Origin of the sequence: Leisingera caerulea DSM 24564 (assembly GCF_000473325.1) — a bacterium.
GTDB lineage: Bacteria > Pseudomonadota > Alphaproteobacteria > Rhodobacterales > Rhodobacteraceae > Leisingera > Leisingera caerulea.
This window is the reverse complement of record NZ_KI421513.1, coordinates 1020717-1035556: the sequence shown is the minus strand read 5'-3', so window position 1 is coordinate 1035556 and position 14840 is coordinate 1020717. Positions and strand designations below refer to the sequence as shown.

Here is a 14840-nt window from a genome sequence, read left to right as displayed (position 1 = left end):
ACGAAACACATATTTTGAGAATGCACATTGCAGGTTCCTGCGCTGGACAGGAATGCAGGTTTTTATAGGCTCCTCCGGGGCGGAGTTCTGTTTTTGATTTGACCAAACGGTTGAAACATCGCTCTGGATCCTCACTTTATGGCGGACCACTCAGACAGGATCAGACCTATGCTAAAATCCCTTACTTACGGCGCGCTTGCCGCCGCCGTGCTGGGCACCGCCGCCATTGCCGAGACCGAAGAGCTGCGGGTTGGCATGTCGGGAGGGTATTTCCCCTTTACCTTCGTAAAGCAGGACAAGCTGCAGGGGTTCGAAGTGGATGTGATGGACGCAGTCGGCGAAGCGGCCGGCCTGGAAATCACCTATGAAACCATGTCGTTTTCCGGGCTGGTCGGGGCGCTGGAATCCGGACGGATCGACACCATTGCGAACCAAATCACGATTACGCCGGAGCGGGAGGCAAAATTCGCTTTCACCCAACCGTATGTGATCGACGGTGCGCAAGTTGTCGTGCGCAAGGGTAATGAAGAGGTCGGGTCGGTCGAAGATCTTCGCGGCCGGTCGGTTGCGGTCAACCTCGGCTCGAACTTCGAGCAGTTGCTGCACGAGCTGCCTTATGCGGAAGACATCGACATCCGCACCTATGAAAGCAATATCGCCCAGGATACCGCGCTTGGCCGGGTCGATGCTTTTGTGATGGATCGCGTGTCATCGGTCCAGCTCATCAAGGAAAGCCCGCTGCCGCTGGAATTGGCCGGGGCGCCGTTCTCCGAGATCCGAAATGCACTCCCCTTTGCCAATACCGAGGAAGGGCGGGACCTGCGTGACCGTGTCGATGCGGCACTGGACACGCTGCGGGCTAATGGCACACTGACCGAAATCTCCATGAAATGGTTCGGTTCTGATATTACAGTTTCGCAGTAGGTCGGACGATGCGGGCGCTCGACTTCGATTACATGCTAGGGCTGGTGCCCGTTATCCTTTCCTACGTTCCGACCACTCTGGCAATGGCCGGCGCATCCATGGTGCTTGCGCTGGTCCTCGCCTCGCTGCTGGCGGTCGAACGCGTCATCAAGGTGCCGGTGCTGGACAGCCTGGTTGTGCTGTTCATCAGCTTCTTCCGCGGCACCCCGCTGCTGGTGCAGCTGTTTCTGTTCTATTTCGGCCTGCCGCAGCTGCTGCCTGCGCTTGCCAATATCAACGGCGTCACGGCCGCGATCATGGGGCTCACGCTGCATTTCGCCGCCTACATGGCCGAGAGCATCCGTGCGGCCATTGCGGGAGTGGACCGCAGTCAATGGGAGGCGGCGCAATCCATCGGCATGACACAAGCCCAGATGATGCGCCGTATCATTCTTCCTCAGGCCACGCGGATTGCGGCACCGACGCTGGTGAATTACTTCATTGATATGATCAAGGGCACCTCGCTGGCCTTCACGCTTGGCGTTACCGAAATGATGGGCGCAGCCCAAAAGGAGGCGGCTGGCAGCTTTCTCTATTTCGAGGCGTTCTTGGTGGTGGCCGCCATCTACTGGATCATGGTTGAGGCACTGAGCCAGGTGCAGGGCCGGCTGGAAACCCGTCTGAACAAGGCATTTGCGCGATGATTTCAATCCGGGGACTGACCAAGTCGTTTCGCGGCGCACCGGTGCTGCGCAGTATCGATCTTGATATCCAGGACGGCGAAAAGGTTGTTGTGATCGGTCCGTCCGGCACCGGGAAATCGACGCTTTTGCGTAGCCTCAACTTCCTCGATGTGCCAGATGCGGGGCAGATTACGGTTGGCGACCTGACAGTTGATGCTGCGCGGGCGTCCAAGTCCGATATCCTGGCCTTGCGCCGCCGCACCGGGTTTGTTTTTCAGAACTATGCGCTCTTTGCCAACAAGACCGCGAAAGAGAACATCATGGAGGCGCTCGTCACCGTGCAGAAGCGCCCTCGTGCCGAGGCCGAAGAGCGCGCGCTGTCGGTGTTGCGTGAAACCGGGCTGGCTGAGAAGGCGGACAGCTACCCGGCGGCTTTGTCCGGCGGCCAGCAGCAGCGCGTGGGTATTGGCCGTGCGATGGCCTTGGGTGCGGAAGTTCTGCTGTTCGATGAGCCCACCTCGGCGCTGGATCCGGAATGGGTGGGCGAGGTGCTGGACCTGATGCGGCGGGTGGCCGAGAAAAGCCAAACCATGATCATCGTCACCCATGAAATGCAGTTCGCGCGCGAAATCGCGGACCGCATCGTTTTTATGCACGGCGGCAAGATCGTCGAAGCCGGTCCGCCGAAGCAGATCTTTGATGCGCCCCGGGACGACCGGCTGAGGCGGTTCCTGAAGCGGGTGGGGCGCGAGCAAGAGGCCGGATAAGTGCCTAAGGTCATTGGGCGCGACGGTCTTCAATGCTCTCGGGCTGCGTGTGCCGTTGGCCCTGTATAACATTGCCTATGCAGGGAAAGCGCGCCGAATGCCATCGCGCGATAATGGCTTGCGCTGCCGGGCCACTGCGGCCCAAAGTGGCGAGGCTATGCTGGGTGAGGGAGTGCATGAATGGGGCGGGACCGGCGCCGGGTTGCCATTGTTGGATTCGGGCCGCGCGGCCTGGCAGCGCTGGAGGCTCTGGTGCGCCATGCTTCAGGGGCCGGCGAAGCCCTGGCGGTGGAGGTTTTCGACCCGTCCAGATGGCCAGCGTCCGGGCCAAGCTTCAACCCATGCGAAAGTGAGACCTGCCTGCTGAACCTGCCATTGCGCAGTATTGATCTGCCGCCGCCGCCTTTGGCGCGCGAAGGGGAAGGCAGTTTTGCCGAATGGATGGGCCAGGCCGCCGGCGATGGCGAGGCGTATCTGCCGCGCGCCAGGCTGGGCGCCTATCTGCACGCCCGCTACGAGGCGCTTCTTGCGCAGTTGCCAGGCCACATAAAGGTGACCCAGCGCGCAGTGCGGGTGACTGAGGCCCGGCGCGGCGGGCAGGGCTGGCAACTGCATGCGCAAGGCGTGACGTATGGCCCTTACGGCCATGTGCTGCTGTCCCTTGGCCAGCCTGAAACCGCCAGGGATGACCAGCTCTCCCGCTGGCAGGATCATGCGGACCGCTATTCATTGCCTTTGAAACCCGCCTACCCTGGAACCGGGCTGATAGATGCGGCCGGGGCTTGGGCGGGCCGGGTTGTCGGCATACGCGGCATGGCGCTGTCGGCACTTGATGTGGTCCGGATGCTGACCTTGGGTCTTGGCGGCAGGTTTGCAGGCAGCAGCTATGTCGCCTCGGGGCGGGAACCGGCCCGGATCGTGCCCTTCTCGCTGGATGGGCACGCTCCTGCCCCCAAACCCGTGAATGCAAGGCTGGATGCGCGGTTTGATCCCTTGCAGGAAGAAAGCGCGGCTTTCGAGGAGGCCTTGCGTGCCGGCTTGTTTGAAGTGCCGGAGGCCGAGCTGGAGCCGGTGCATGGCGTGCTCGAAAATGCGGCGCTGCGCATCATCCGTGCCGGCGGAGGCGCGGTTCAGGCTGCCGAGGTGCGCGATTGGCTGAAGCTGGAAAGCGAACGCCCGGGCAGCCAGGAACAGCGGGGAACACTTGAGGCCCTGCGCGCGAGTATCTCCCAGGCCGAGGGACGGGAGCCGCCCGCCATCGGTTATACGATCGGCCAGCTTTGGCGGAAGTGGCAGCCGCAGTTGCGCCGCGTCTTCGACAGCGCCCTAGTTCCTGCCAGCATCGCGCAGGACTTTGTGAGTTTCGACGACGGGCTCAAGCGTTATTCCTATGGTGCGCCAGTGGAAACCGCCCGTCAGCTGCTAATCCTGATCGAAACCGGGCTGGTGGACCCGCGTGCTGCGGATGATCCCGATATCACGCTTACGCAGCACGGCTGGCAGCTGCACTCTGATGAACAGACGGTCACCGCCAGCGTCATGATTGACGCTGTGCTGCCCCAGCCCGCGCTGGCTCACGTGACGGAACCGCTGGTGGCCGGGCTGCGGCAGGATTTGGCCCTGGAACCTTTGGGCGACGGTTTGGGCGCGCGGTGCGCGCCCGACGCTGCGCTGATCACAGCGGAAGGGGCGCGGGTGGCGGGCCTTGCGTTGACCGGCCGGCTGGCGAACGGCAGCGCCATCGCCACGGACTCGATTCATGATTGCTTCGGCAGCATCTCCGACTGTTGGGCGCAAACCGTGCTTTGGGCGCTTCCGGACCAAGGGGCATCCTCGCCCTGATCTCCGGCCCGGATCTTGATGGCGCCGCCGCGGTGGTTCGCGGGGCGGCTGGCGAACGCTACGCTGCTGTGAGGTTAACCGACTGCGCTGCCGGGTATTGAAGTCCGGAGGAATTGGTTGGATAAGTTGCGGGCAATTTGAGATGGATTTTCAGTAAGGGGGGCGGCACCTCAGTGTTCCGCGGCCATTGCGTGCGTTTTTGTGCCGAGGTGCGCGCGCAAGTGCCTCCCGTATTCTGATCTGCAGTTTTCATGCCCGTTTGGGCCGCATTTTATCTGGAGCTTTTCCTTGAATAACAACGTCGACCCATCCCCGTTTTCATACCTGACTGCGGAACCGGCTGCTGACGCGCTGCATCGGCTGGAGATGGCGGTGCAGCGGGCCGGCGAGGGCCTGACCCGATGGCAGGCCGGGTGCCTGGAGCAGGTCAGCGGCGTGCCGCTGGCTGGAGCCGAGATCACATTGCTGCTTTTGATCGGCAGCGGCAGGCGGTCCAAATCTATTAAGGAACTGGCCCGCTCGACAAACCGTGTGGATATCCCCAACATCCAGTATTCCTTGCGCAAGCTGGCGTCGGCAGGGCTGACCCGCAAACAAGGGGCTGGCCGTTCAGGAGTCACCTACAGCCTGACAGATGAGGGCTGCCAGCTGGCCGAAAAGCTGGACTCGCTTCGCGCGCGCCTCTTGACACAGGTGCTTGACGGGCGCTCTGAACTGGCCGGGCGGTTGCGGGGGGCAGCCGATGTGCTGGAAGAACTGGTGGAGCTGTACGGGGCAGCAGCGCACCAGGTAGAAGGGCCGGGCAAAGACTGACAGTGCGGCGCGCCCCATTGCAGGGTCTTGCGGCGGCGGCGTAAGGTGCTGCCATGATCGAACTCAAAGACCTTCAGTTGCTGACCGCTCTGGCACGGCATCAGCATTTTGCCAAGGCCGCCGCCGACTGCGGTATGTCGCAGCCGGCATTCTCCATGCGGATCCGCAATCTGGAGGAGCGGCTTGGCCTGTCCATCGTGCGCCGCGCCAACCGCTTTCAGGGGCTGACCGAGGAGGGCATGATGATCGTGCGCCGGGGGCGCTCGATCCTCGATGATGCTAAGGCGTTGGAGCAGGAGATCGCAGCCTCCCGCGGCGAAGTGACCGGCACTCTGGTGCTGGGGGTGGTGCCGACGGCCACCGCTTGGGCGGCGCAGCTGGTGGATCAGGTGCATCATGCCTATCCGCGGATTCTGGCGCGGATAGAGGTCACCAACTCATTGGCTATCCAGCAACGCCTCTATGATGGTACAATTGATGCAGGTATTACCTACGCCGAGAGCATGGGCCGGGACCTGGTGACAGTGCAGCCGCTTTACGAAGAAAGCTATGTGCTGCTGGCGCCGGAAGACATGGTGGCGGAGCACGGCGATACGATCAGCTGGGCTGAGGCGGCGGAGCTGCCGCTGAGCCTGCTCGATCAGCAGATGCAGAACCGCCGCATTCTGGACCGGATCTTTGCCGATCTGAAGCTGAGGCCGGAGATCGTGTCCGAGTCCAACGGTTTCATGGCGTCAATGGTGCTGGCGCGCGAAGGCTCTGCGGCGACGATTCTGCCGCGGGCTCTGATGCAGGCCTTGGGAGAGCTGGGAGGAACCCGGGTCCTGGCGCTGGTTGAGCCGGAACAGGCGCGCCCGATCTGCATCGCGACTCTCGACCGGACGCCGGAACTCACAACTGTGCGCGCTTTGAAAGAGGTGGTTGCGACGTTTGCAGACAATAGGATGCCGCAAATGGCGTCATAAGGTTTTCTGATCGTGCGATCCAATTATCAGATTTGACGATATTCATTCTTGATGGCATTGGCGGAATGAAAGACGTGCTGACTGGAGGATCCCATGGCACCATTGGATGATAGCAAGGGCGTATGGAAGTCCGGCCGCGGCAAGGGGCGCAAAACCCCGAAAGGACGCCAGGTCGATGATGCTGCGCTGAGCGAGGTTCAGGAACTGCTGGGGGACCGCCCGCGCAACCGTGACCTGCTGATCGAGTTCCTGCATCTGATTCAGGACAAATACGGCCATCTGAGCACCGCGCACATCCGGGCGCTGGCCGAAGAGATGCGCACCGGCCAGGCTGAGATCTACGAGGTCGCCAGCTTCTATGCTCATTTTGATGTGGTGAAGGAGGGCGAGACTCCGCCTCCGGCGCTTACCATCCGGGTCTGCGACTCGCTTTCCTGTGAACTGGCAGGTGCCCAGCAACTTCAGAAAGCACTGGAAGACGGTCTGGACGCAAGCCAGGTCCGGGTGCTGCGCGCGCCTTGCATGGGCCGCTGCGACACCGCGCCGGTTCTGGAAATCGGCCACAACCATATCGACCACGCCACCGTCGAGAAAGTGGAAGCGGCGATTGCGGCGGACGACACTCACGCCCACATTCCTGAGTATGAAACCTTCGCCGCCTATGAGGCCGAAGGTGGCTATGCCACGCTGAAAGACCTGCGTGCGGTTGGCGACTGGGAAGCAGTTCAGGCGAAAGTCAAAGAAGCCGGCCTGCGCGGCCTGGGCGGCGCTGGCTTCCCGTCCGGTACCAAATGGGGCTTTGTCCGCGCCAACGACGGCCCGCGCTACCTCGCGGTGAACGGCGACGAGGGCGAACCCGGCACCTTTAAGGACCGTTATTACCTGGAGCGTACCCCGCACGTCTTCCTCGAAGGTATGCTGATCGCGTCTTGGGCGGTCGAGGCCGAGAAAGCCTTTATCTACATGCGCGATGAATATCCGGCGGTGCTGGAAATCCTGCGCCGCGAGATCAAGGCGCTGGAAGACGCCGGCATCGTGGAGGAAGGTTACATCGACCTGCGCCGCGGGGCAGGGGCCTATATCTGCGGTGAAGAAAGCGCGATGATCGAGTCGATCGAAGGCAAGCGCGGCGAGCCGCGCCACCGTCCGCCGTTTGTGGCGCAGGTGGGTGTCTTCGGGCGCCCGACCCTCGTCCACAACGTCGAGACCCTTTACTGGGTCGCCAAGATCTGCCGCGAAGGCCCGGAATGCCTGAACTCGGTTGAGAAGAACGGCCGCAAGGGCCTGCGCAGCTACTCGGTGTCGGGCCGGGTGAAGAACCCGGGCGTGCATCTGCTGCCCGCCGGTTCCACCATCACCGACATCATCGAAGCCTGCGGCGGGATGCTGGACGGTCATGCCTTCAAGGCCTATCAGCCGGGCGGCCCGTCCTCTGGCCTGCTGCCTGCGTCGATGAATGACGTTCCGCTCGACTTTGACACGCTGCAGCCGCATGGCACCTTCATCGGCTCCGCTGCCGTGGTGGTGCTGTCTGATCAGGACTCGGCCCGCGACGCGGCGCTGAACATGCTGCGCTTCTTCGAGGACGAAAGCTGCGGCCAGTGCACCCCCTGCCGGGTAGGCTGCGAAAAAGCCGTGAAGCTGATGAGCGAGAAGAAGTGGGATCAGGGCCTCTTGGAAGAGCTGAGCACCGCAATGGTCGATGCGTCGATCTGCGGTCTGGGCCAGGCTGCGCCGAACCCGATCCGCCTGACCATGAAACATTTTCCGGATGAGGTCTGAGCCATGAGCGATAAAGTCACATTCACACTCGATGGCGAACAGGTCACGGCGGACAAGGGCCTGACCATCTGGGAAGTCGCCAACGGCCGCGGGCTGAAGATCCCGCACCTGTGCCACAAGCCGCAGCCGGGCTACCGCCCGGACGGAAACTGCCGCGCCTGCATGGTGGAGATCGAGGGCGAGCGCACTCTGGCAGCCTCCTGCATCCGCGAACCCGCCGAGGGCATGGTTGTCACCACCAACAACGCACGCGCTGAAAACGCCCGCAAGATGGTGATGGAGCTGCTGGTTGCCGACCAGCCCAAGAAGGAAGAGGCGCACGACAAGTCCTCCCACATGTGGGACATGGCAGAGCTGAACGGAGTTACCGAGAGCCGCTTCCCCAAGCTGGAAGAGGGCCGCATCCCGCTGCTGGATGACAGCCACGTTGCCATGAAGGTGAACCTGGACGCCTGTATCTCCTGCGGCCTGTGCGTGCGTGCCTGCCGCGAAGTTCAGGTGAACGACGTGATCGGTATGGCCGGCCGCGGCCACAACGCCTTTCCGACCTTCGACATTGCTGACCCGATGGGCCAATCCACCTGTGTCGCCTGCGGCGAATGCGTGCAGGCCTGCCCGACCGGCGCGCTGATGCCCGCCACTGTGATGGACGAAAACCAGGTTGGCGACAGCAAGGACTACGATTCCGAGACCGAAAGCGTCTGCCCGTTCTGCGGCGTCGGCTGCAAGGTCAGCCTCAAGGTAAAGGACGGCAAGGTCAAATACGTCGACGGCATCAACGGCCCGGCGAACGAAGGCCGCCTGTGCGTTAAGGGCCGCTTCGGCTTTGACTATATTCACCACCCCCACCGCCTGACCAAGCCGCTGATCCGCCGCGACGACGCTCCGGCCAAGGGCCTGAACGTCGATCCGGGCAACCTGTCGACCCATTTCCGCGAAGCAACCTGGGAAGAGGCAATGGATCTGGCCGCCAAGGGCCTGATGAAGTTGCGGGACGAGAACCCGAAGTCGGTTGCGGGCTTCGGTTCGGCGAAATGCACCAATGAAGAGGCTTACCTCTTCCAGAAGTTCATCCGCCAGGGTTTCAAGCACAACAACGTCGACCACTGCACCCGTTTGTGCCACGCGTCATCCGTTGCGGCGCTGATCGAAAACGTCGGTTCCGGTGCTGTGACCGCGACCTTCAACGAAATCGAAAACGCGGATGTGGCGATCGTGATCGGCTCCAACCCGATCGAGAACCACCCGGTCGCGGCGACCTATTTCAAGCAGTTCACCAAGCGCGGCGGCAAGCTCATCGTGATGGATCCGCGCGGAGTTGGCCTGCGCCGTTTTGCCACCGAAATGGTGCAGTTCCGCCCCGGCGCGGACGTGTCGATGCTGAACGCGATCATGAGCGTGATTGTCGAGGAAGGCCTGTACGATCAGGAGTATATCGACAAGTACACCGAGAACTGGGAAGCGGAAAAACAGCATCTGGCGCAGTTCACGCCTGAAAAGATGTCGGAAATCTGCGGCGTCTCCCCTGAGCAGCTGCGCAGTGTTGCGCGCATCTTTGCGGGCGGCAAGGCAGGCCTGATTTTCTGGGGCATGGGCGTCTCCCAGCACATTCACGGCACAGACAACTCGCGCTGCCTGATCTCGCTGGCGCTGATGACCGGCAACGTGGGCAAGCCGGGCGCAGGCCTCCACCCGCTGCGCGGCCAGAACAATGTGCAGGGTGCTTCCGACGCAGGCCTCATCCCGATGTTCCTGCCGGATTACCAGACCGTGACCTCGGATGATGTCCGCAAGAGCTTTACCGATGTCTGGGGCGGCGGCGACTTCTCGAATGAGAAGGGCCTGACCGTGACTGAGATCGTGGACGAGGCCTATGCCGGCAACATCAAGGGCATGTACATCCAGGGTGAAAACCCTGCGATGTCCGACCCGGATGCGGACCACGCGCGCGACGCCTTTGCCAAGCTGGAGCTGATGATCGTTCAGGACATCTTCCTGACCGAGACGGCGAACTATGCCGACATCATCCTGCCGGCCTCGGCGCTGTATGAGAAGAACGGCACCGTGTCGAACACCAACCGTCAGGTGCAGCGGGTGCGTCCTGCTGTTGCGCCTCCGGGCGAAGCGCGCGAGGACTGGCAGGTCACTGTCGAGCTGGCGCAGCGCATCGGCCTGCCCTGGGACTACAAGGATGTGAGCGAAGTCTTCGCCGAGATGAAGCTGAACATGAAGTCCTTGAACAACATCACTTGGGAGCGTCTGGAAACCGAGACCATCACCTACCCGTCGCTGCATGAGACCGACCCCGGTCAGGCGATTGTTTTCGGTGACGGCTTCCCGCGCCCTGAGGGCCGGGCCCGCTTTACCCCGGCTTCGGTCATCCCGCCGGATGAGGCGCCGGATGAAGAGTTCCCGATGATAATGACCACCGGCCGCCAGCTGGAGCATTGGCACACCGGGTCGATGACCCGGCGGTCCAAGGTTCTGGATGCGGTGGAGCCGGAGGCGAACTGCTCGCTCAACCCGCGCACGCTCAAGCTGATGGGCATCGAGCCTGGCGAGATGATCCGCCTGTCTACCCGCCGCGGTTCGATCGAGATCATGGCGCGGGCCGACCGGGCGATTGCCGAGGATATGGTGTTCGTGCCTTTCGCCTATGTGGAGGCGGCGGCCAACATCCTGACCAACCCGGCGCTGGACCCCTATGGTAAGATCCCAGAGTTCAAATTCTCGGCGGTGAAGGTCGAAAAGATCGAAGGGCAGATCGCAGCCGAGTAAACCGGCATCCTGAGTGAGTAAACAGGGCGGGCGCGGAATCAGGGATTCCGCGCCCGTTTCGTTTGGGGCGCCAGGCTGGTGCCCGGCGCGGCAGTGCCACGCAGACCCGGGATGCTTGGCCGCAAATTCCGCCGATGTGTTTCGCTTCGGGCTGTGCCCGAAGCGACCTGCGCTGCGCCTCAAAAGGCGCGGCGCCCGGCCCAACTGGCAGGCTGGCATCTGCGATGGCTGGCAGGCAGGCGGGAGAGCTCGCGTCAGAGGGAGGGCAGCTCAGTATGCCGGTGACTTTGCAGGGTTAAGCCCGGTTCAGCGGTGCCGGGACAGGAACCGGTCCAGATCCCGCTGCGCCGGGCGGGTGCCTGTGAAGACCTCAATCCAGCCGGGCATCAGCGAAATCCGGTATTCGGTGCTTTCGTGCACCTGCATCGAGATATAGCCGATCTGGGTGTAGATCATGGCCCGCGCGCGGATCAGCGCATCCGCTTCAGCATAGCCGAAACGGATGAACATATCCGTCATGGCCTGTTCGCGGCGGGCATCGGCCAGGTCCAGCCGTTCCTGCAGGCGGCAGTCATTGCGCGCCCAGTTGCGAATGGCCAGATCCAGCCGTGCGTCAAACAGGCCCGGGTCGATCCAGCAGTCGAAAAGGTTGAACATTGCCTCCGCAATGCTCTCGGCATAGGCCTCGGTCCGGGCCACCAGATTGCCGGTATTCCGCTCCTCCCAGCGCCGCACCATTGCTTCCAGTAGCTCTTCGCGGTCCTTGAAGTGCCAGTAGAAACTGGTGCGCGCCACACCAAGCCGTTTGGCCAGCGGCATTACCTTCACGGCTTCCACCCCGCTCTCGGTCAGCACCTCATAGGCAGCAGCCAGCCAGTCCTCTTCGCTCAGCCGCGGGCGGGAAATGTCCTGTGTGTCCATGCGCCAGCCATAGCAGCGGGGCAGGGCGGTCGCAACTCTTCTTGACAGGTATGCATGTTTGCTCGACATATATGTCGAGAGTGGCCAGTCGCACGTCACTTCCCCTTGCCAAAACACCGTTCCAGGAGACGCGCCCATGTCCAAGGATCCGCTGCTGCAACCATACCAGTTGAAGCATCTGACACTGCGCAACCGGATCATGACCACCAGCCACGAACCGGCCTATCCGGAAGACGGCATGCCGAAGGAGCGTTATGCGGCCTATCACGCAGAACGGGCCAAGGCGGGCGTGGCGCTGACGATGACCGCCGGCTCGGCCGCGGTCAGCCGCGACAGCTCGCCGGTGTTTAACAATATCCTTGCCTATAAGGACGAAGTGGTTCCGTGGATCCGCAACTTGACCGATCAGGTCCACGAACACGGCGCGGCGGTGATGATCCAGCTCACCCACCTGGGCCGCCGCACCGGCTGGAACAAGGGTGACTGGCTGCCCTCCGTCAGTTCCTCGCGCCACCGGGAGCCTGCGCACCGGTCCTTCCCGAAGCTGGCGGAGGACTGGGACATTACCCGCATCATCTCAGATTTCGCCGATGCCGCTGAGCGGATGAAGGCAGGCGGCATGGATGGCATCGAGCTGCAGGTCTATGGCCACCTCCTGGATCAGTTCTGGTCGCCGCTGACCAATGATCTTGACGGGCCTTATGGCGGCCAATCTTTGGACAGCCGGATGCGCATGCCGCTCGACGTGCTGCGCGCAGTCAGGGACAGGGTTGGGGAGGATTTCATCGTCGGCCTCCGGTACACCGCGGATGAGGCGCAGGCAGGCGGGATACCTCCTGAAGAGGGGATTGAAATTTCCAGGCGACTGGCGGACAGCGGCATGGTGGATTTCCTCAACGTGATCCGCGGCCGCATCCACACCGATCCGGCGATGACCGACGTGATCCCGGTGCAGGGCATGAAATCGGCACCGCATCTGGATTTTGCCGGAGAGGTGAAAAAGGCCACCGGCATGACGACCTTCCACGCTGCCCGGATCCCGGATGTGGCCACCGCCCGCCATGCGGTTGCCAGCGGCCTGCTGGACATGGTCGGCATGACCCGCGCCCATATGGCAGACCCGCATGTAGTGAAGAAAATCATCGAGGGGCGCGAAGACGGCATCCGCCCCTGTGTCGGCGCCACCTATTGTCTGGACCGGATCTACCAGGCGGGTGAAGCACTCTGCATCCACAATGCGGCCACCGGGCGCGAACTGACGATGCCCCATGAAATCTTACCGGCAGAAAACCCTAGGAAAGTGGTGATTGTCGGCGCCGGCCCCGGCGGGCTGGAGGCGGCGCGGGTCGCAGCGGAACGCGGCCATGACGTGACTGTATTCGAAGCTGCCGCGGAACCGGGCGGCCAGGTGCGCTTGACGGCGCAGAACCCGCGCCGGGCCGAGATGATCGGGATCATAGACTGGCGCATGGGGCAATGCGCGGCCCGGGATGTGGCGTTCCGCTTCAATACCTGGGCCGAAGCGGAGGATGTGATGGCCCTGGACCCCGATGTGGTGATTGTTGCGACCGGCGGGATACCGAACATGATGCTGTTTGAAACCGGGGCGGACCTGCCGCATGCGGTGTCCAGCTGGGACATCATCTCAGGTGATGTAAAACCCGCAGGGCAAGTACTGATTTATGACGAAAGCGGCGACCACCCCGGATTGATGGCGGCCGAAACCGCGGCGGCAGCCGGTGCCCGTGTCGAAGTGATGACACCGGACCGGACGTTTGCGCCGGATATCATGGGCATGAATCTGGTGCCCTATATGCGGGTGCTGCAGGACAAGGATGTGAGCTTTACTGTTGCCCGCCGCCTGGTGGGGATCACCCGCAGCGGCAACCGGCTGACAGCTGCCATCGGCACAGATTACAGCGGCCATGTCTACCGCGCGGAGTACGATCAGGTCGTGGTCAACTATGGAACTCTGCCGCTGGATGATTTGTACTTTGCGCTCAAGGAGCACGCGGCAAACCGTGGCGAGGTGGATCACGGCGCGCTGATCGCCGGCCGCCCGCAGGCGGTCGCGGCGAACCCGGATGGCCGGTTCCAGCTGTTCCGGATTGGCGATGCTGTTTCGGCGCGCAATACACATGCGGCGATCTACGATGCGCTGCGGCTGATGAAGGATATTTGATATGCGATTGGGGTTCCTGGGATGCGGCACCATCACCTCTGCAGTGGTTCGGGGGCTTGCAGGCAGGGGGCACCGGATCACGGTGTCCGAACGCAGCCGGGCGCAATCAGCTGCTTTGGCAGCTGAATTCGGCGACGTCACTGTTGCCGGCAACCAAGCGGTCGCCGATGCCAGCGACGTGGTTTTTCTGGGCCTGATGGCGGAAGCGGCGGAGGGCATCCTTTCCGGTCTGGTGCTCCGGGAAGATCAGCAGGTGATCTCCTTCATGGCCGGGGCCGGATTGGACCGGATAGCGGATCTGACGGCACCGGCGCGCGCGGCGGCTGTGATGATGCCCTTCCCGGGAATTGCACAGGGCGGCTCTCCAATCATGGCGATGGGAGACACGCGGCTGGTCGAGCAAATCTTCGGGCCTGGAAACAGGGTATTTGCCTTGAAGGATGAGGCCGAACTGAACGCTTACCTCTGTGCTCAGGCTGTTTTGTCCCCGGTTGCGCGTATGGTGAATGATGCGGCGGACTGGCTGGGGGAGCGGGTCCAAGACAGGACACAGGCTGAGGCCTTCCTGCGGATACTGGTCGCCAGCAGCCTGGAAAAGTCGGGCTGTGCGGACCTGATTGAGGCCCTGAACACACCCGGCGGCTACAATCAGCGTCTGCGCCAGCACATGCAAGAGGCGGGCATGTGCCGCGATCTTGTTGCAGGCTTGGACATGCTGGAGCGCTGAAGCTTTGAAGGGCGTCCTTTTGGCCGTCCCTTTTCTTTGGTGCTTTGCCCTCTTTGGCCGTTGGCCGGGTTCCCCCGGGGGGTTTGGGGCAAGGGTAGGGGGGTGAGTCTGTTGGCTTTGGTGCGATTCCTGGGCTGGTTCTGTGGATAAGGGGTGCGAGTCTGTGGGTAAGTGGTTTTGGCTTCGGATTTGGGGTGTTCCGGGCGGATTGCGGGGTGGGGCTGGGGCGGAAAGCGGGTCAGGGGTGCTGACTTTGTTTTGGTGTAAGTCTTTGATTTTGTTGGATGTGTGATTTTTCTTTGCGGATTTTGGCGTTTTTCTGAATTTTAGGGTTGCGGGTTCTGGGGGGTAACCGTAAAAGCCCCCTCACCGGCGGCGCTGAGGCGCTGCTGAGACACACCGGACGGGACGCTGAGCCAGACAGGGCGACGCGGGATTGGACGGGAAACACACCGGAGAGACGGTGGGACACGCTGG

11 protein-coding genes are annotated in these 14840 nt (G+C 62.4%); 10 read left to right on the top strand and 1 reads right to left on the bottom strand.

Annotated features, from left to right (window positions below; all coding sequences use genetic code 11):
* Window positions 1-168: 168 nt before the first annotated feature.
* The 8 genes from CAER_RS0112385 to fdhF all read left to right on the top strand — a co-directional run bounded on the left by CAER_RS0112385 (window position 169) and on the right by fdhF (window position 10533).
* On the top strand, window positions 169-924 hold the full coding sequence (locus tag CAER_RS0112385) for an amino acid ABC transporter substrate-binding protein (RefSeq protein WP_027235657.1): 756 nt from the start codon (window positions 169-171) through the stop codon (window positions 922-924).
* A gap of 8 nt (window positions 925-932) precedes the next feature.
* Window positions 933-1607: an amino acid ABC transporter permease gene (locus tag CAER_RS0112380; protein WP_027235656.1), complete on the top strand. Its 675-nt coding sequence runs from the start codon at window positions 933-935 to the stop codon at window positions 1605-1607.
* On the top strand, window positions 1604-2353 hold the full coding sequence (locus CAER_RS0112375) for an amino acid ABC transporter ATP-binding protein (protein ID WP_027235655.1): 750 nt from the start codon (window positions 1604-1606) through the stop codon (window positions 2351-2353). Before CAER_RS0112380 ends, CAER_RS0112375 begins: the two co-directional genes overlap by 4 nt.
* A gap of 180 nt (window positions 2354-2533) precedes the next feature.
* Window positions 2534-4195 carry an FAD/NAD(P)-binding protein gene (locus CAER_RS0112370; RefSeq protein WP_027235654.1) on the top strand — a complete coding sequence of 554 codons (1662 nt, stop codon included), beginning with the start codon at window positions 2534-2536 and terminating at the stop codon, window positions 4193-4195.
* A gap of 288 nt (window positions 4196-4483) precedes the next feature.
* Entirely contained in the window at window positions 4484-5008 is a 525-nt protein-coding gene (locus CAER_RS0112365) for a winged helix DNA-binding protein (RefSeq protein WP_245597358.1), read from the top strand.
* Window positions 5009-5061: 53 nt separating this feature from the next.
* Window positions 5062-5973 carry a LysR family transcriptional regulator gene (locus tag CAER_RS0112360; RefSeq protein ID WP_027235652.1) on the top strand — a complete coding sequence of 304 codons (912 nt, stop codon included), beginning with the start codon at window positions 5062-5064 and terminating at the stop codon, window positions 5971-5973.
* 93 nt (window positions 5974-6066) lie between these two features.
* The gene (locus CAER_RS0112355) at window positions 6067-7755 is read left to right on the top strand and encodes an NAD(P)H-dependent oxidoreductase subunit E (protein ID WP_027235651.1); all 1689 of its coding nucleotides are present in this window, start codon (window positions 6067-6069) and stop codon (window positions 7753-7755) included.
* A gap of 3 nt (window positions 7756-7758) precedes the next feature.
* Window positions 7759-10533, top strand: a complete 2775-nt coding sequence (fdhF, locus tag CAER_RS0112350) for a formate dehydrogenase subunit alpha (protein ID WP_027235650.1) — start codon at window positions 7759-7761, stop codon at window positions 10531-10533.
* Window positions 10534-10839: 306 nt separating this feature from the next.
* Here fdhF and CAER_RS0112345 read toward each other — a convergent pair whose 3' ends face one another.
* Complete coding sequence (locus tag CAER_RS0112345; protein ID WP_027235649.1) at window positions 10840-11454, bottom strand: TetR/AcrR family transcriptional regulator; 615 nt, start codon at window positions 11452-11454, stop codon at window positions 10840-10842.
* A 136-nt stretch (window positions 11455-11590) separates the two neighbouring features.
* Between CAER_RS0112345 and CAER_RS0112340 the strand changes: the two genes are divergently transcribed.
* Together CAER_RS0112340 and CAER_RS0112335 are read left to right on the top strand one after the other, a co-directional pair.
* Window positions 11591-13636 (top strand): NADH:flavin oxidoreductase, encoded by a 2046-nt coding sequence (locus CAER_RS0112340; protein ID WP_027235648.1) that lies wholly within the window; start codon window positions 11591-11593, stop codon window positions 13634-13636.
* Window position 13637: 1 nt separating this feature from the next.
* Window positions 13638-14363, top strand: coding sequence for an NAD(P)-binding domain-containing protein (locus CAER_RS0112335; protein WP_027235647.1), 726 nt, complete (start codon window positions 13638-13640; stop codon window positions 14361-14363).
* Window positions 14364-14840 lie beyond the last annotated feature (477 nt).